Source organism: Xanthomonas massiliensis (assembly GCF_900018785.1).
GTDB lineage: Bacteria > Pseudomonadota > Gammaproteobacteria > Xanthomonadales > Xanthomonadaceae > Xanthomonas_B > Xanthomonas_B massiliensis.
The window spans coordinates 28,743-45,366 of the sequence record NZ_FCOY01000004.1; the positions used below are offsets into that span (position 1 = coordinate 28,743).

At 72.7% G+C, this 16,624-nt stretch carries 13 protein-coding genes and 1 pseudogene; 7 read left to right on the forward strand and 7 right to left on the reverse strand.

What is annotated here, in order from left to right; all coding sequences use genetic code 11:
• The first annotated feature begins 9 nt into the window (after positions 1 to 9).
• Positions 10 to 3,153: an efflux RND transporter permease subunit gene (locus tag BN3794_RS01435; protein ID WP_066092284.1), complete on the forward strand. Its 3,144-nt coding sequence runs from the start codon at positions 10 to 12 to the stop codon at positions 3,151 to 3,153.
• Positions 3,150 to 4,607, forward strand: a complete 1,458-nt coding sequence (locus tag BN3794_RS01440; RefSeq protein WP_066092287.1) for an efflux transporter outer membrane subunit — start codon at positions 3,150 to 3,152, stop codon at positions 4,605 to 4,607. The genes BN3794_RS01435 and BN3794_RS01440 overlap by 4 nt, the downstream gene beginning before the upstream one ends.
• Positions 4,608 to 4,798: 191 nt before the next feature.
• Here BN3794_RS01440 and BN3794_RS01445 read toward each other — a convergent pair whose 3' ends face one another.
• Entirely contained in the window at positions 4,799 to 5,425 is a 627-nt protein-coding gene (locus tag BN3794_RS01445; RefSeq protein ID WP_066092289.1) for a nicotinamidase, read from the reverse strand.
• A 178-nt stretch (positions 5,426 to 5,603) separates the two neighbouring features.
• Between BN3794_RS01445 and BN3794_RS01450 the strand changes: the two genes are divergently transcribed.
• Positions 5,604 to 6,551, forward strand: coding sequence for an alpha/beta hydrolase (locus BN3794_RS01450; protein WP_066092484.1), 948 nt, complete (start codon positions 5,604 to 5,606; stop codon positions 6,549 to 6,551).
• A gap of 489 nt (positions 6,552 to 7,040) precedes the next feature.
• Positions 7,041 to 7,898 (forward strand): PA4780 family RIO1-like protein kinase, encoded by an 858-nt coding sequence (locus tag BN3794_RS01455; protein WP_066092292.1) that lies wholly within the window; start codon positions 7,041 to 7,043, stop codon positions 7,896 to 7,898.
• Positions 7,899 to 8,279: 381 nt separating this feature from the next.
• On the opposite strand, the gene mnmG is transcribed toward BN3794_RS01455, so the two are convergent.
• Together mnmG and BN3794_RS01465 are read right to left on the reverse strand one after the other, a co-directional pair.
• Complete coding sequence (gene mnmG, locus BN3794_RS01460) at positions 8,280 to 10,169, reverse strand: tRNA uridine-5-carboxymethylaminomethyl(34) synthesis enzyme MnmG (protein ID WP_066092295.1); 1,890 nt, start codon at positions 10,167 to 10,169, stop codon at positions 8,280 to 8,282.
• Positions 10,170 to 10,756: 587 nt separating this feature from the next.
• Complete coding sequence (locus BN3794_RS01465) at positions 10,757 to 11,188, reverse strand: hypothetical protein (RefSeq protein WP_066092298.1); 432 nt, start codon at positions 11,186 to 11,188, stop codon at positions 10,757 to 10,759.
• Positions 11,189 to 11,327: 139 nt separating this feature from the next.
• On the opposite strand from BN3794_RS01465, the gene BN3794_RS01470 reads away from it, so the two are divergent.
• The 3 genes from BN3794_RS01470 to BN3794_RS01480 are packed head-to-tail and all read left to right on the forward strand — an operon-like array spanning position 11,328 to position 13,365.
• Positions 11,328 to 12,290, forward strand: coding sequence for a pyridoxal-phosphate dependent enzyme (locus BN3794_RS01470; RefSeq protein WP_147675611.1), 963 nt, complete (start codon positions 11,328 to 11,330; stop codon positions 12,288 to 12,290).
• On the forward strand, positions 12,287 to 12,892 hold the full coding sequence (locus tag BN3794_RS01475) for a YdcF family protein (protein WP_066092300.1): 606 nt from the start codon (positions 12,287 to 12,289) through the stop codon (positions 12,890 to 12,892). The genes BN3794_RS01470 and BN3794_RS01475 overlap by 4 nt, the downstream gene beginning before the upstream one ends.
• 41 nt (positions 12,893 to 12,933) lie before the next feature.
• Positions 12,934 to 13,365 (forward strand): ketosteroid isomerase-related protein, encoded by a 432-nt coding sequence (locus tag BN3794_RS01480; protein WP_066092303.1) that lies wholly within the window; start codon positions 12,934 to 12,936, stop codon positions 13,363 to 13,365.
• Positions 13,366 to 13,507: 142 nt separating this feature from the next.
• Here BN3794_RS01480 and bioC read toward each other — a convergent pair whose 3' ends face one another.
• From bioC to bioH, 4 genes and pseudogenes are all read right to left on the reverse strand, one after another.
• A complete protein-coding gene (gene bioC / locus BN3794_RS01485) occupies positions 13,508 to 14,392 on the reverse strand; it encodes a malonyl-ACP O-methyltransferase BioC (RefSeq protein ID WP_066092306.1) in 885 nt (294 codons plus the stop codon).
• A gap of 244 nt (positions 14,393 to 14,636) precedes the next feature.
• Positions 14,637 to 15,425, reverse strand: a complete 789-nt coding sequence (locus BN3794_RS01490) for an SDR family oxidoreductase (RefSeq protein WP_066092309.1) — start codon at positions 15,423 to 15,425, stop codon at positions 14,637 to 14,639.
• Between the two features lie 275 nt (positions 15,426 to 15,700).
• Positions 15,701 to 15,838, reverse strand: a pseudogene (locus BN3794_RS16755) (pimeloyl-ACP methyl ester esterase BioH); the annotation flags it as partial.
• 5 nt (positions 15,839 to 15,843) lie between these two features.
• A complete protein-coding gene (bioH, locus tag BN3794_RS01495; RefSeq protein WP_066092312.1) occupies positions 15,844 to 16,620 on the reverse strand; it encodes a pimeloyl-ACP methyl ester esterase BioH in 777 nt (258 codons plus the stop codon).
• Positions 16,621 to 16,624: the final 4 nt, after the last annotated feature.

A 16,624-nucleotide genomic window follows, 5' to 3' on the forward strand; every position in this document is an offset into this window, starting at 1 on the left:
GGAACCGCCATGGCCCGCTTCTTCATCGACCGGCCCATCTTCGCCTGGGTCATCGCCATCGTCATCACCCTGGCCGGCCTGCTGTCGATCAGCACGCTGCCGCTGGAGCAGTACCCGGACATCGCCCCGCCCTCGGTGTCGATCCGCGCCACCTACACCGGCGCCTCGGCCCAGACCGTGGAGAACTCGGTCACCCAGGTCATCGAGCAGAGCATGACCGGGCTGGACAACCTGATGTACATGTCCTCGAGCAGCACCTCCTCCGGTGCCGCCTCGGTCACCCTGACCTTCACCTCGGGCACCGATCCGGATACCGCCCAGATGCAGGTGCAGAACAAGCTGCAGCAGGCCCAGTCCAAGCTGCCGGACACGGTGCAGAGCACCGGCGTCACCGTGACCAAGTCCTCGGGCAACATCTTCATGATGCTGGCCTTCAGCTCCAGCGATGGCTCGATGGCCAAGACCGACATCGCCGACTACATGGTGTCCTCGATCCAGGACCCGATCAGCCGCGTGGACGGCGTGGGCAACGTCCAGGTGATGGGCGCGCAGTACGCCATGCGCATCTGGCTGGACCCGGAGAAGCTGCGCACCTACTCGCTGATGCCTTCCGACGTCACCAGCGCGATCACCGCGCAGAACAACGACGTGTCCTCCGGCCAGCTCGGCGCGCTGCCGGCGGTGGACGGCCAGGCGCTGAACGTCACCGTGACCGCGCGCAGCCGGCTGCAGACGCCGGACCAGTTCCGGGCGATCGTGGTCAAGTCCGATGCCGCCGGCGCGGTGGTGCACCTGTCCGACGTGGCCAAGGTCGAGCTGGGCGGGGAGAACTACAACGTCAACTCCACCTTCAACGGCAAGCCGGCCGCCGGCATGGGCGTGGAACTGGCCAGCGGCGCCAACGCCATGCAGGTGTCCGAGGCGGTGCAGGCGCGGCTGGAGCAGCTCAAGCCGTTCTTCCCGACCGGGCTGCAGTACCAGGTGGCGATGGACACCACCCCGTTCGTGAAGATCTCGATCGAGGAGGTAGTCAAGACCCTGATCGAGGCGATCGTGCTGGTCGTGCTGATCATGTACCTGTTCCTGCAGAGCTGGCGCGCCACGCTGATCCCGGCCATCGCCGTGCCGGTGGTGCTGATGGGCACCTTCGGCGTGCTCGCGGTGATGGGCTACTCGATCAATACCCTGACCATGTTCGGCATGGTGCTGGCCATCGGCCTGCTGGTGGACGACGCCATCGTGGTGGTGGAGAACGTCGAGCGGGTGATGAGCGAGGAACACCTGTCGCCGCGCGAGGCCACGCGCAAGTCGATGGACCAGATCACCGGCGCGCTGGTGGGCATCGTGCTGGTGCTGACCGCGGTGTTCGTGCCGATGGCGTTCTTCGGCGGTTCCACCGGCATGATCTATCGCCAGTTCTCGGTGACCGTCGCCGCCTCGATGATCCTGTCGGTGCTGGTGGCCATGACCCTGACCCCGGCGCTGTGCGCCAGCCTGCTGCGGCCGCCGGGCCCGGACGGCCATGCCGTGCACCGCGGCGCGCTGGGGCGCTTCTTCGCCGGCTTCAACCGCCTGTTCGACCGCAGCACCGAGCGCTACCACCACGGCGTGCAGCGCCTGCTCGGCCGGCGCGGCCTGGGCCTGGCCTTCTACCTGGTGCTGATCGCGTTGATGGGCCTGCTGTTCTGGCGCCTGCCGACCTCGTTCCTGCCCGAGGAGGACCAGGGCACGCTGATCGTGCAGATCAAGTTGCCCGCCGGCACCACGATGCAGCGCACCCAGGCGGCGATGGACCAGCTCACCCGCTACGCGATGGCGCAGCCGGAGGTGTCCACGATCATGGCCAACGCCGGTTCCGGCGGCGGTGGCGGCAACAGCTCGCAGAGCGGCGGCCAGGCCTTCATCCGGCTCAAGGACTGGTCGCAGCGCAAGGCCAGCGCGCAGGAGGTCGGCACCCGCATCACCAAGGCCATGGCCGGCATCCCCGATGCGCAGATCTTCGCGGTGACGCCCTCGGGCATCCCCGGCATGGGCCAGACCGGCGGCTTCACCTTCGAGCTACAGGACCTGGGCGGTGCCGGCCACGATGCGCTGGTCGCCGCGCGCCAGCAACTGCTGCAGCTGGCCAACCAGAACCCGGCCCTGTCCAAGGTGCGCTATTCCGCGGTCGAGGACGCGCCCAGCTTCCAGGTGCAGATCGACGACGCCAAGGCCGGCGCGCTGGACCTGGCCACCAGCGACATCAACGCCACCCTGTCCACCGCGATGGGCGGCACCTACGTCAACGACTTCATCAACCGCGGCCGGGTCAAGAAGGTCTACGTGCAGGGCGAGGCCGCCGCGCGCATGCTGCCCGACGACATCGGCCGCTGGTCGGTGCGCAACAGCGACGGGCAGATGGTGCCGTTCTCGTCCTTCTCCAGCAGCCAGTGGAGCTACGCGCCGGCCACCCTGACCCGCTTCAATGGCAGCGCCTCGATGGAGATCAGCGGCGAGGCGGCCAGCGGCACCAGCTCGGGTACCGCGATGGCCGCGATGGAGAAGCTGGTCGCGGACCTGCCCAACGGCATGGGCTATTCATGGGCCGGCCTGTCCTACCAGGAGCGGCTGTCGGGCAACCAGGCGCCGTTCCTCTACGCGGTGTCGCTGCTGTTCGTGTTCCTGTGCCTGGCGGCGCTGTACGAGAGCTGGTCGATCCCGTTCTCGGTGATGCTGGCGGTGCCGATCGGCATCGTCGGCGCGCTGCTGCTGACCACCCTGCGCGGGCTCAACAACGACGTCTACTTCCAGGTCGGCCTGCTCACCACCGTGGGCCTGGCGGCCAAGAACGGCATCCTGATCGTCGAGTTCGCCCAGGAACTGGAGGAAAAGGGCCAGCCGCTGGTCGAGGCGGTGCTGCACGCCGCGCGCATGCGCCTGCGGCCGATCCTGATGACCTCGATGGCGTTCCTGCTCGGCGTGCTGCCGCTGGTGGTCAGCAGCGGCGCCGGCTCGGGCGGGCGCCATTCGCTGGGCACCGGCGTGTTCGGCGGCACCCTGGTCTCGACCCTGCTGGGCATCTTCTTCGTCCCGCTGTTCTACGTGATCGTGCGCAGCCTGTTCCCCGGTCGCCGCCGCGCGCCGGCGGCCCCCGCCCCCGAGGTGACCCCATGAGCCGTCGTCCCACAGTCGCGCGGGCCGTGCTGGCCGCGGCCTGCCTGGCCGTGCTGTCCGGCTGCGCCAGCATGGCACCGCGCTACGCGCGGCCCGACGCGCCGGTGCCGCAGGATTTCGGCGCGCTGCCGGCGGCCGATGCGGCCGCGGTGCCGGTGGCCGAGCTGGACTGGCGCCAGGTATTCCTGGACCCGCAGCTGCAGCAGGTGATCGCGCTGGCGCTGGACAACAACCGCGACCTGCGCGTGGCCATGCTCAACATCGAGAAGGCGCGCGCCAGCTACCGCATCCAGCGCGCCGACCTGCTGCCCAGCGTGGACGCCAGCGCCAGCCACAGCGCCGCGCGCAGCAGCGCCGCCACCAGCAGCAGCGGCACCTCGCAGGTCAGCCGCAGCCTCTCGGCCGAGGTCGGCGTCAGCAGCTGGGAGCTGGACCTGTTCGGGCGCATCCGCAGCCTGAAGAACGAGGCGCTGGAGACCTGGCTGGCCACCGCGCAGACCCAGCGCGACACGCGCATGAGCCTGGTCGCGGAGGTCGCCGGCGACTGGCTGACCGTCGGCGCCTACCGGCAGCGGCTGGCGCTGGCGCAGCAGACCCTGGCCAGCCAGCGCGAGACGCTCAAGCTGACCGAGGCCCGGCACGCGCAGGGCGTGGTCTCCGGCGTCGACCTGGCGCAGGTGCAGAGCAGCGTGGAGAGCGCGCGCGCCGACGTGGCCGCCTACACCACCGCGCTGGCGCAGGCGCGCAACGCGCTGCAGCTGGTGGTCGGCGCGCCGGTGGCCGATACCCTGCTGCCCGGCACCGATGCGACCGGCGATGCGGTCGCGCTGGCGCCGCTGCCGGCGGACCTGTCCTCCACCGTGCTGCTGCAGCGCCCGGACGTGCTCTACGCCGAGCACACGCTCAAGGCCGCCAATGCCGACATCGGCGCGGCGCGCGCGGCGTTCTTCCCGACCATCGCGCTGACCGCCTCGACCGGGCGCAGCAGCGACCAGCTGTCCAGCCTGTTCGACGCCGGCACCCGCACCTGGTCGTTCGTGCCCAGCATCACCCTGCCGATCTTCCACGCCGGCGCGCTCAAGGCCTCGCTGGACGCGGCCAGGATCGAGAAGGACATCACCGTGGCGCAGTACGAGCAGGCGATCCAGACCGCCTTCAGCGAGGTCGCCGATGCACTGGCCGCGCGCGCCAACATCGACGAGCAGCTCGATGCGCAGCGCGCCCTGGTCGAGGTCACCCAGCGCAGCTACACCCTGGCCGAGGCGCGCTACCGCAACGGCGTGGACAGCTACCTCGACGCGCTGGATTCGCAGCGTTCGCTGTACACCGCGCAGCAGGACCTGATCACCCTGCGCCTGAGCGAGGCCAGCAACCGGGTGACGCTGTACAAGGTGCTCGGCGGCGGTGCCGACGCGCAGTCGGGCACGACGGCACCCGTGGACGCGGCGCGTTGAGGGAACCGGCCGGGCGCCGAACCGTGGCCGGTGCCACGGTCGCCGTGCGGCGGGGATGGCGCGGACACATCCAGCCTCGCCGCAGGCCAGCAGGCCGGCAAGCCCCATGGCGGGGCGTGACGTGATCGGGCAGGGCACCTGAGACGATGGCCCCTGCCTGGCCGCCGGGTCTCCCCGAGGCGACGGCGCCCTCAGCCCGGGGCGATGCCGGCCGCTTCCAGTGCGGTGCGCGTGGCGGCATCGCCGTCGGGCGTGACCGGTCGGGTGAGCTCCCACAGGAAGCGCACGCGCAGGCCCGCGGCCGCCGCGTCCTGCGCGGTCCACAGCACGCAGTAGTCGCGCGCCAGCCCGCACACGTGGACCTCGGCGATGCCGCGCTCGCGCAGCCAGCCGGCCAGCCCGGTGGCGGGGCGGGTGCCGTCCGGGCCGAGGGTCTCGCGGAAGGCGCTGTAGGAATCGACCTGCCGGTGCGTGCCCTTGCGCAGGATCAGGTCGGCGGCGTCCCAGTCCACGCCCGGAGCGAGCGCGGCGCCGGGCGTGCCCTGGACGCAGTGGTCCGGCCACAGCGTCTGCGGCTGGCCATGCAGGTCGATCCGTTCGAACGGCGCGTGGCCGGGGTGTTGCGAAGCGAAGGAGGCATGGTCGGCCGGGTGCCAGTCCTGGGTGGCCACCACCGTGCGGTAGCGGCGCGCGCGCAGCAGCGCGTCGATCGCCGGCACGATCGCGTCGCCGTCGTGGCAGGGCAGGGCGCCGCCGGGCATGAAGTCCGGCTGCAGGTCGACCACGACCAGCGCGGTGTCGTCGGGGAACGGGGTCATGGCGGGCATCTCGCGTGGGTCGCCGGATTGTAAGTCCGGCGATATCCGGCCGCGGCCTGCCGCGGCGAGGTTGCATCGCGACACGGGCGACCGGCCCATATGCCCGACGATCATGACGTCGGTGCCGTTTCCGCGCGAAGATGCCCCGGTCCCCGACCGGAGTACGCGCATGTCGCGACTGTTGCGCCTCTTGCTGTGCCTGGCCCTGGTGCCGGCCTTCGCCGCGCCGGCGCGGCCGGTGGTACCGGCGACCCAGCGCTTCACCGTCACCGCCGACGATGGCCTGCCGCTGGCGCTGTGGGCGCGCGCGCCGGCGCATCCGCGCGGCACCGTCCTGCTGGTGCACGGGCGGACGTGGAGCGCGCGGCCCAACTTCGACCTGCAGGTGCCGGGCGAGCCGGCCGATTCGCGTTCGGTGCTCGCGGCGCTGGCCCGGGCCGGCTATGCCGCGTACGCCGTGGACCTGCGCGGCTACGGCGCCACCCCGCGCGATGCCAGCGGCTGGGACACGCCGGCACGCGCGCTGGCGGACGTGGACGCCGTGCTTGACTGGATCGCCCGCCGCCATCCGGGGCTGCCGCCGCCGGCGCTGCTGGGCTATTCCAACGGCGCGCGACTGGCGCTGCTGGCGGCGCAGCGCCCCGGCGCCCCGATCTCGGCGGCGGTGCTGTACGGCTTTCCCGACGACGTCGCCCTGCCGGTGCCGGTGGCCCCCGAGCCGGGCTCGGACGCCCCGCAACCGCCGCGCCTGCGCACCACCGCCGAGGCGGCGGCCTCGGACTTCGTCGTCGCCGGCGCGGCACCGGCGGCGGTGCGCGAGGCCTACGTGGCCCAGGCGCTGGCGGCCGATCCGGTCAGGACCGACTGGCGCGCCTCCACCGAATTCCGCTATGTGCCCGAGCAGGTACGCGTGCCGGTGCTGCTGCTGCGCGGCGCGCGCGACCCGCTGGCCACCCAGGAGGAGAACGACCACCTGTACCTGCGCCTGGGCACCGAGGACCGCAGCTGGGTGACGCTGCCGGCCGCCGACCATGTCGCCCACGTGGAGGACACCCATGCCGCCTGGGTGCAGTCGGTGGTGGATTTCCTGCAGCGTGCACGCGGACCGGCCGTGCCGGCCCGCTGAGGGATCGGCGCCGGCGCGGGCGGCTGGCCGTTTTCGCGGTCGGCGTCGCCCTTGCCGGCGCCGTCCTGTCTTGATCTTGCGAGGACGCGGGGCCGGACGGCGAGGCTGCGTTCCGCAGTTGCCGGGAGCGAGGGGTGACGGCCGCGGAACCGTCCCTGTCCGGTCACGGTGACGGGCGTGGACGCCGTCAGTGGCCGCGCCGATACCGGCACGGCCACCTGCCGATCATGACTGCTTCTTCTTTTCCTGCTTGGCCGCGCGCTTTTCCTTGAGCGTCTTGGTCGGCTGCTTCTTCTCGCCCTTCTTCTGGTTCATTCCCTTGCTCATGACACCCTCGCCTGCGTGGTGGATCGGTGGGAACGTGCGACGGCGCCGTCGCGGGCCGTCCAGGCCACTGTACGCCCCCGCCGGACGGCGGCGGTGCGCCGGTCACGGCGGGTTTTGGTGGCGTTGGGTCATACTTCCTTTCCTCCCGCCAACGCTTTTTCCATGAGAACTCCCCAGGGCCTGCAGCCGCTGATCGACGATGGCCTGATCGACGAGGTGCTGCGACCGCTCAAGAGCGGCAAGGAAGCGTCCGTCTACGTGGTGCGCGCCGGCGAGGAAGTGCTGTGCGCCAAGCTCTACAAGGACATGGCGCAGCGCAGCTTCCAGGCGCGCGTGGTCTACCAGGAAGGCCGCAAGGTGCGCGGCAGCCGCCAGGCGCGGGCGATCGGCAAGGCCAGCAAGTTCGGCCGCCGCGAGCAGGAGGAGGCGTGGAAGGACATCGAGGCCACCACGCTCTACCAGCTGGCCGATGCCGGCGTGCACGTGCCGCGGCCGCACGGCTATTTCCACGGCGTGCTGCTGATGGCGCTGGTGACCGATGCCGACGGCCACAGCGCGCCGCGGCTGGGCGAGATCGAGCTGGAACCGGCCCAGGCCGAGGCGTACTACGCCGCGCTGGTCGCCGACGTGGTGCGCATGCTCAGCCTCGGCCTGGTGCATGGCGACCTGTCCGAATACAACGTGCTGGTGGCGCCGGACGGGCCGGTGATCATCGACTTCCCGCAGGTGGTCAGCGCCGCCGGCAACAATTCCGCGCGCGCGCTGCTGCTGCACGACGTGCACCGCATCCGCGACTACCTGGCCGGCTTCGCCCCGGCACTGGCCGAACTGCACCACGGCGAGGAGATGTGGGCTCTGTTCGAGAAGGGCGAGCTGCGCGCCGATACGGCGCTGACCGGCCGCTTCGTGTTCGACACCCATCGCGCCGACGTGCGCGCGGTGCAGGCCTCGATCGAGGATGCGCGCCAGGAGGCGCTCATCCGCCAGCAGGGGCGCGAGGCGGCCGAAGAGAACGATTGATCTTCTCCCCCTCCCTTGCGCGCAGCGCAGGGGAGGGGTGCTTTTGCTCTTGATTGCCTGATCGTCGGTAGCCCATCAACAAGCGGATAGGTCGAAAGCCCAGGCGACAGCAACGGCACCCCTCCCCGACTGACCGGACCCCGGCGCAGCCAGTGGTCGCTGCGGCGAGCGCAAGCCAGTGGCTTGCAGGCGCTCGTACTCGCCCCCTGCTTCGCAAGGGAGGAAGGAAAGAGCCGAAGTATCCCTGTCCTTGGCTGCGCCGGGCGCGATTCAACGTGCAACCCCGGCCAGGCCAAAGGCCTTCACGGGGCAGTCGCATGCCATCCAGTGTCCCGGGGCGCTGTGCTTGCCTGGGCCACGCTTGCCCGACCGGGCCAGTCGTTACGCCACCCGGCTGCGGCGCGCGCGCTCCAGGTGCACCAGCAGCAGCGAGATCGCCGCCGGGGTCATGCCGGGGATGCGCTGGGCCTGGCCCACGGTCTGCGGGCGCACGCGCTCGAGCTTCTGCTGCACCTCGGCCGACAGCCCGCGCACCGACGCGTAGTCGAATTCCGCGGGGATCGGCGTGCCCTCGTGGCGCTGCTGGCGCGCGATCTCCTCGCGCTGGCGGTCCAGGTAGCCGGCGTACTTGATGCCGATCTCGACCTGCTCGGCCACCTGTGCATCGTCCACGCCGGGGCCGATGCCGGGCACCGACGCGAGCTTGGCGTAGTCCAGCTCCGGGCGCTTGATCAGGTCCAGCGCGTTGGTCTCGCGGCTGACCGCCACGCCCAGCGTGGCTTCCACCTCGCGCCCCAGCGCGTTGCCTGGCGTCGCCCACAGGCCACGCAGGCGCTGGGTCTCGCGTTCCACCGCCTCCTGCTTGGCGGCAAAGCGCGTCCAGCGCGCATCGTCCACCACGCCCAACTCGCGGCCGATGGCGGTCAGGCGCGCGTCGGCGTTGTCCTCGCGCAGCTGCAGCCGGTATTCGGCGCGGCTGGTGAACATGCGGTACGGCTCGCTGGTGCCGTGGGTGATCAGGTCGTCCACCAGCACGCCCAGGTAGGCCTGGTCGCGGCGCGGCGACCAGCCCTCGCGGCCATGCACGAAGCGCGCGGCGTTGAGGCCGGCCAGCAGGCCCTGCGCGGCGGCCTCCTCGTAACCGGTGGTGCCGTTGATCTGGCCGGCGAAGAATAGGCCCTCGACCAGCTTGGTCTCCAGCGTGGCCTTGAGCCCGCGCGGGTCGAAGAAGTCGTACTCGATGGCGTAGCCGGGACGGGTGATGTGGGCGTGCTCGAAGCCGGCGATGCTGCGCACCAGTTCCAGCTGCACGTCGAACGGCAGCGAGGTGGAGATGCCGTTGGGGTAGATCTCGGCCACGTCCAGCCCTTCGGGCTCGACGAAGATCTGGTGGCTGGCCTTCTCGGCGAAGCGCACCACCTTGTCCTCGATCGACGGGCAGTAGCGCGGGCCGATGCCCTCGATCTGGCCGGTGTACAGCGGCGAGCGGTCCAGCGCGGCGCGGATGATGTCGTGGGTGCGCTGGGTGGTGTGGGTGATCCAGCAGCTGACCTGGCGCGGATGCTCGGCCACCTCGCCCATGAACGACATCACCGGCAGCGGATCGTCGCCGGGCTGCTCCTGCATCGCCGCGTAGTCCAGCGTGCGCCCGTCGATGCGCGGCGGCGTGCCGGTCTTGAGCCGGTCGATGGCGAACGGGCGCTCGCGCAGGCGCGCGGCCAGCGTGGTCGCCGGCGGGTCGCCCATGCGCCCGGCGGTGTACTGGGTGGGGCCGATGTGGATCTTGCCGGCCAGGAAGGTGCCGGCGGTCAGCACCACCGCCGCGGCCTCGAAGCGCAGCCCGGTGTTGGTGATCGCCCCGCGCACGGCATCGCCCTCGATCACCAGGTCATCCACCGCCGCCTGGAACACGGTCAGGCCGGGCTGGTGCTCGACGATGCGGCGGATTGCGCTGCGGTACAGGCCGCGGTCGGCCTGGCAGCGGGTGGCGCGCACCGCCGGGCCCTTGCTGGCGTTGAGCGTGCGCCACTGGATGCCGGCCAGGTCGGCCGCGTGCGCCATCGCCCCGCCGAGGGCATCGATCTCCCTGACCAGGTGGCCCTTGCCGATGCCGCCGATGGCCGGGTTGCAGCTCATCGCCCCGACCGTCTCGATGTTGTGGGTGAGCAGCAGCGTGCGCGCCCCGGCGCGCGCGGACGCCAGCGCGGCCTCGGTGCCGGCATGGCCGCCGCCGATCACGATCACGTCGTAGCGGTGGAAGGCGTGGTTCATCGCGGCAGGTTCCGGCAAACGCCCGCCCGGGCGACGGTCTGTCGCCGGCTGCCGGCCATGGCGTCGTTGTCGCCGGCAGCGCGCCTGGCGGGGGCAGGTACCGGCCGCGGGGACCGGGCGCGAGGCGCAATGGGGAGGAACGGCAAACAGGACATGGCGGCGTCCGCGGGACTCGGCGAGGTGGGGATTCTATGCCGGCCGGCCCGGCGGCCGACGTTGGCACGGTTCATGCAGATAATCCCTTGCACCCGGGGTGGCCGCGCGCAGTGCGCGGGCCGGCATTGGAACAGGGGACGGCCATGGCGCACCCCGGGGAAGCACCTGCCGCCGATCATGGGCCATCGGCGGGCATCTCCCCGCACAGGCGCCCAGCAAAAAGCCCCGCGATCGCGGGGCTTTTTGCTGGATGGGTGCCGATGCCCGCCAGGGCCGGAACAGGGGGGATCCAGATATCCCGCCGGACATCGGCATAGAAAGCGTGGCCGACCGGAACGTGTCACTTTTGGACGCGATGGGTCATTCCGGAGACGCAGGATGCAGGCATGCGCGCCGTTGTGCAAGTACCGCGTCCGGTTTTGCCCAACCCGTCACTTGTCGGTATCCCCCGAACGCATCCGGCCCATGTTGCGCCACGGCGCGGTGGGCCTGCCCGACGGCGGCGTGGGGCGCTGCTGCGGCGGCGGCCGGTTCGGGCGCGGCCCGTTGCCCATCTGCGGCGGACGTTGCCCCGGGCCCGGGCCGGCATGCGGCGGGTACGGATGGCCGTCGGGCGGGCGCGGCCGGGGCGGCGGCGGCTGGCGGTAATAGCGGCGGCCGCCGTAGTCGTAGTACGGGTAGCCGTAGTAAAACGGCGTGTAGCCGTCCCAGCCACCGTAACCGCCGTAGTAGCCGTCGTAGCGGTAATAGGTGCCGCCACCGGTGCCGCGGTAGTAACCGCCGCCGGCGCCGGTGTAGTCGTAGGTGGCGCAACCGCCCAACAGGGCAGCGGCCGCCAGGGCGATCATCAGGTGCTTTTTCATCGGGCCCCCTCTCCGTGCATGTGGCCAGCTTCGGCGCCGGGCATTGAATCCGTCCTTAATTGGACCGGATTCGCCCCGGCACGCGCCGGCGATACGCCATGGTGCTCGGACGGCGGGGCGCTGCGCTACCCTTTGCATCATGGAAGCTTCCTCCCTGCCCAGCCACGACGACGTGCTGGCGGCGGCGGTGCGCATCGCGCCCCATGCCCACGTCACGCCGGTCCTGCATTCGCACAGCCTCGACGCCCTCGCCGGGGCCGAGCTGCATTTCAAGGCCGAGCACCTGCAGCGCAGCGGCGCCTTCAAGTTCCGCGGCGCCTGCAACGCGGTGTGGTCGCTGCCCCCGGAACAGGCGGCGCGCGGGGTGGTGACCCATTCCTCCGGCAACCACGGCGCGGCGCTGGCGCTGGCCGCGCGCACCCGCGGCATCGCCTGCCACGTGGTGGTGCCCGAGGGCGCGGTGGCGGCCAAGCTGGCCAACATCACCCGCCATGGCGCCACCTTGTGGCGCTGCGCGCCGAACATCGCCGCGCGCGAGGCCATGTGCGCCCAGGTGCAGGCCAGCACCGGCGCGGTGCTGGTGCATCCCTACGCCGACGCGGCGGTGATCGCCGGGCAGGGCACCGCGGCGCTGGAACTGCTCGGCCAGCAGCCCGGCCTGGACACCCTGGTGGTGCCGGTCGGCGGCGGCGGCCTGGCTGCCGGCACCCTGCTGGCGCTGCGCGGGGCGGCGCCGGACAGCCGGCTGGTGCTGGCCGAGCCGGCCGGAGCGGCCGACACCGCACGCTCGCTGGCCGCGGGCCGGCGCCTGGTGGACTTCGTCCCGGACACGATTTGCGACGGCCTGCGCGGCACCCTGGGCGAACCCAACTTCGCCCTGCTGCGCGATGCCGCCGAGGTGATCGTGGTGGACGATGCCGCCGTGGTGGCGGCCATGCGCCTGCTCTGGCAGGTACTCAAGCAGACCGTGGAGCCGTCCTCGGCCACGGTCCTGGCCGCGGTGCTGGCCGAGCCGGCGCGCTTCGCCGGCCACCGCGTGGGCCTGCTGCTGTCCGGCGGCAACATCGACATCGATGCCCTGCCCTGGACGCCCGTGGGATGAGCGCGGCGCACGTCCGCCCGCGCTGGCGCTGGCTGGCCTGGCTGTGCGTGGCGGTGGTGTTGTGGCTGGCCGGCGTGGTCGGCTGGATCTTCTGGGAAGGCTGGCGCGACCAGGCCGCGCCGGCCGACGCGATCATCGTGCTCGGCGCGGCTGCCTACGATGCGCGGCCTTCGCCGGTGTTCGAGGAACGCATCCGCCACGGCCTGGACCTGTACCGGCGCGGCTATGCCGCGACGCTGATCTTCACCGGCGGCTTCGGCGGCAGCGGCGCGCGCTTCTCCGAATCGCAGGTGGCGCGGCGCTATGCCCTGCGCCATGGCGTGCCGGCCGACGCGATCCTGATCGAGACCGCCTCGCGCACCACGCGCCAGAACCTGGTGCAGGCGCGCACGCTGATGCAGCGCCACGGGCTGCACAGCGCCATCGTCGTTTCCGACCCGCTGCACATGGCCCGCGCCATGCGCCTGTGCCGCGAGCTGGGCATCGCCGCGGTGCCCTCGGGCACGCCGAGCACGCGCTTCCGCAGCCTGCGCACCAGCTGGCGCTTCCTGCTGCAGGAGGTCTACTACTTCCACCACGACCTGCTGCTGGGCAGCACCTGAGCGGCCGCTATCATGGCCGCTCGACGACACCGGGAGCGACCATGAGCCAGGACACCGCCGACGCCCGCCAGCAGGCCATCGCCCTGGTGCGCGACTACTACGAGGCCTTCAACCGCGGCGACTGGGACGGCATGCTCGGCCTGCTGGCCGGGGACGTGGTCCACGATCTCAACCAGGGCGCGCGCGAGCGCGGGCGCGATGCCTTCGCCGCGTTCCTGGCGCGGAGGGACGCCAGCTACCGCGAGCGGCTGGAAGACGTGGTGGTGATGGCCAGCGACGACGGCGTCCGCGTCGCGGCCGAGCATGTGGTCCACGGCGAATATCTGCGCAGCGAGTCCGGCCTGCCCAAGGCCCACGGCCAGCAGTACGTGCTGCCCGGCGGCACGTTCTTCGAGGTGCGCGACGGACGCATCGCCCGGGTCAGCGACCACTACAACCTGCAGGACTGGATCGCGCAGGTCGAGGCCGGCTGAGGCCAGCCGGCGTTCCAGGTTCCCGGTCCGGGACGGGAACGGCCGGGCGCGGCTATTCCCCCGGCGTGCTTCCGGCTGCGTCGCGCGCCTTCTCCGTACGGTCACCCTCGTTGCTTCGGTGCCAGCGGTGCGGCGGGCGGGCTCAGCCGGGCCGCCGGCGGATCGGGATCGAGGCCAGCGGGACGGCGGCGATCTCCTGGCCCTGGTCGCGGATCGGTGCCCCCGGTTCAGGCGCCCAGGCCTGGGCGTAGATCACCTCCCAGGTGCTGGGCAGCTTGCCGTCCACCCGGCGCAACGGTTCGTAGGCCGCGGTCGCCGCGGCCAGGCGGCCCTTGCCGGTCAGCGTGCGGCGCCGGCTTGCCAGCGCGTTGCCGGCACCGGTGGCGCGCAGTTCGCGCAGCAGCGCCGGCAGGTCGGCATAGGTCAGGGTGAACAGGTCGCGGTCCAGCACCGGGTCGCGGAACCCGGCCATCAGCAGGGCGTCGCCGAGCTGGGCGATCGGTGTGGCCGGATGCACGTGCGGCGCGTCGTCGCCGGCGGCGAAGGCCTCGCGCAGTTCGAGCAGCGTCTCCGGGCCGTAGGTGGAGCACAGCAGCAGGCCGCCCGGGCGCAGCACCCGGCGCAGGCCGGCCAGCAGTGCCGGCAGGTCGTCGGTCCACGGCAGGCACAGGTTGGCGAACACCACGTCCACGCTGTGGTCGGCCAGCGGCACGGCGCGCGCGTCGCCGGCCACGCGCGCGAACGGGCGCCACCAGCCGGCGTGCCGCTTCGCCTGGCGCAGCATCGCCGGCGACAGGTCCAGGGCGATCACCTGCGCCGTCGGCCAGCGCTTCTTCATCGCCGCGCTGGCCTGGCCGGTGCCGGCGCCCAGGTCCAGGACCACGCGGGGCACGCGGTCGTCGAGGTAGGCCAGCGATTCGAGCAGATGGGTGCGGGCTTCGTGGGCCAGCGCGGCAGCGCCGTCGTAGGTGGCCGCGGCGCGGTCGGCGGCGCGGCGCACCTGGCGGAGGTCGAACATCTCGGTCATGCGTGCATTGTCGCGGCTGCGCCGGCCGGCGGCGAGCGCGGCGGCCTGGCGGCGGCACCGCGAACCGCGGTGGCCGGGCCACGACGCGTGGGCGGCAGCCCCCGTCGGACCGGAGGGGCATGTCGCGGCGGCCTGCGTTCGCGCCGCTTCCCGGCTTGCGGCGCGGCCACCGGCGGACGCTTCGGAGGCAGGCCGGCCGCCGGGCAATGCCGGCCGGCGTTCCGCGTCCCGGCCGCCGGCGTGCCTAGAACGTGCCGGGGTAGGCGCCGCCGTCGATCAGCAGGTTCTGGCCGGTGACGTAGCCGGCGTGCGCGCTGCACAGGAAGGCGCAGGCGGCGCCGAATTCCTCGGCGGTGCCGAAGCGCCCGGCCGGCACCTCGGCCCGCTGCGCGGCGGCGATGGCGGCCTCGTCCCCGCCGCCGGCCTCGGCACGGATGCGGAAGGTCTGGCGCAGGCGGTCGGTGAGGAAGCGCCCGGGCAGCAGGTTGTTGATGGTCACCCCGCTGCCGGCGATGCGCGGGTTGCGAGCCAGCCCGGCGACGAAGCCGGTCAGGCCGGAACGGGCGCCGTTGGACAGGCCGAGGATGTCGATGGGCGCCTTCACCGAGTTGGAGGTGATGTTGACGATGCGGCCGAAGCCGCGCGCGCACATTGCGTCCACCGTGGCGCGGATCAGCGCGATCGGGGCGAGCATGTTGGCGTCGATCGCGGCCAGCCAGTCCTGCCGGGTCCAGTCGCGGAAGTCGCCCGGGGGCGGGCCGCCGGCGTTGTTGACCAGGATGTCCACTTGCGGGCAGGCCGCCAGCGCGGCTTCGCGCCCGGCCTCGGTGGCCACGTCGGCGACGACCGCGCGGACCTGGCCGGCGCCCGGCAGGGCGCGCAGCCGGGCGGCGGCCTGTTCCAGCGCCGGCGCGTGGCGCGCGGCGATGACGACGTGCGCGCCCTCGGCGGCCAGCGCCTGTGCACAGCCCAGCCCCAGCCCCTTGCTGGCGCCGCATACCAGCGCCCAGCGTCCGGCGATGCCCAGATCCATGTCGCGTGTCCCGTGGGAAACCGGCGGCCATGATCGGGCGCCGGCGTCGCGGCGGCCAGTCCCGGTGTCCCGCGGCGCGCGCCTGCAGCGCGTCGAGCAGGGCGGCCATCTGGGCGGGTTGGGCGAGGAACGGCGCATGGCCGGTGCCCGGCAGGGTGGTCTCGGCGGCGTCGGGCATGGCGGCTGGGACCAGGCGGTCGCGCTGGCCGGCGATCCATGGCGCCGGCGTCGCGGCGGCAGTCCCGGTGCCCCGCGGCGCGCGCCTGCAGCACATCGAGCAGGGCGGCCATCTGGGCGGATCGGGAGAGGAACGGCGCATGGCCGGTGCCCGGCAGGGTGGCCTCGGCGGCGTCGGGCATGGCGGCTGGGACCAGGCGGTCGCGCTGGCCGGCGATCCACGGCGCCGGCATCGCGGCGGCTAGTCCCGTTGACCCGCGGTGCGCGCCTGCAGCGCGTCGAGCAGGGCGGCCACCTGGGCGGGTCGGGCGAGGAACGGCGCATGGCCGGTGCCTGCCAGGGTGGTTTCGACGGCGTCGGGCATGGCCGCTGCCGCCACGCGCATCGCGGCGGCCGGGACCAGGCGGTCGCGCTGGCCGGCGATCCACAGCGCCGGCGCCGCGATGTCCGGCAGGCGCGCGCGCAGGTCGCAGGTCTCCAGCAGGTCCAGGCCGTCGCGCAGCGCCGCCGCCGTGGGCGCGCCGCGCTCGACGATGGCGTGGCGCAGCGTATGCAGCGTCGCCGGACCGTCGTGCCGGCCCATCAGGTCGAGCGCGACGAAACGGTCCACCGTGGCGGGGAAGTCGGCGGCCAGCTCGGCGGCGAACCGGCGCAGCTGCTGCGGGGCGATCGCGTCCGTCCAGTCCGGTCCGCGCACGAAGCGCGGGCTGGAGGCGACCATCGCCAGGCCGCGCACGCGCTGTGGGCGCGTGGCCGCGGCATGCAGGGCGAACAGGCCGCCCAGCGACCAGCCCAGCCACAGTGCCGGCGGCAGCACCGCCGCGAGCGTGGCCACCACCGGTTCCAGCGCCAGCGGCAGGCGGTCGCCGCGGCTGTGGCCGTGGCCGGGCAGGTCGACCAGGTGCAGCTGGAAGCGGTCGGACAGCTGCTCCACCAGGGGCGCGAACACCGCCGCGTTGAGGGCCCAGCCGTGCAGCAGGACCAGGGCCGGGCCGCGGCCGGTGACCTGGATGTGCATCCCG

Coding starts and splice junctions, on each gene's coding strand:
- BN3794_RS01440 (WP_066092287.1), top strand. CDS start 3,150: ATGAGCCGTCGTCCCACAGTCGCGCGGGCCGTGCTGGCCGCGGCCTGC.
- BN3794_RS01435 (WP_066092284.1), top strand. CDS start 10: ATGGCCCGCTTCTTCATCGACCGGCCCATCTTCGCCTGGGTCATCGCC.
- BN3794_RS01480 (WP_066092303.1), top strand. CDS start 12,934: ATGAGCCAGGACACCGCCGACGCCCGCCAGCAGGCCATCGCCCTGGTG.
- mnmG (WP_066092295.1), bottom strand. CDS start 10,169: ATGAACCACGCCTTCCACCGCTACGACGTGATCGTGATCGGCGGCGGC.
- BN3794_RS01470 (WP_147675611.1), top strand. CDS start 11,328: ATGGAAGCTTCCTCCCTGCCCAGCCACGACGACGTGCTGGCGGCGGCG.
- bioH (WP_066092312.1), bottom strand. CDS start 16,620: ATGCACATCCAGGTCACCGGCCGCGGCCCGGCCCTGGTCCTGCTGCAC.
- BN3794_RS01465 (WP_066092298.1), bottom strand. CDS start 11,188: ATGAAAAAGCACCTGATGATCGCCCTGGCGGCCGCTGCCCTGTTGGGC.
- BN3794_RS01455 (WP_066092292.1), top strand. CDS start 7,041: ATGAGAACTCCCCAGGGCCTGCAGCCGCTGATCGACGATGGCCTGATC.
- bioC (WP_066092306.1), bottom strand. CDS start 14,392: ATGACCGAGATGTTCGACCTCCGCCAGGTGCGCCGCGCCGCCGACCGC.
- BN3794_RS01475 (WP_066092300.1), top strand. CDS start 12,287: ATGAGCGCGGCGCACGTCCGCCCGCGCTGGCGCTGGCTGGCCTGGCTG.
- BN3794_RS01445 (WP_066092289.1), bottom strand. CDS start 5,425: ATGACCCCGTTCCCCGACGACACCGCGCTGGTCGTGGTCGACCTGCAG.
- BN3794_RS01490 (WP_066092309.1), bottom strand. CDS start 15,425: ATGGATCTGGGCATCGCCGGACGCTGGGCGCTGGTATGCGGCGCCAGC.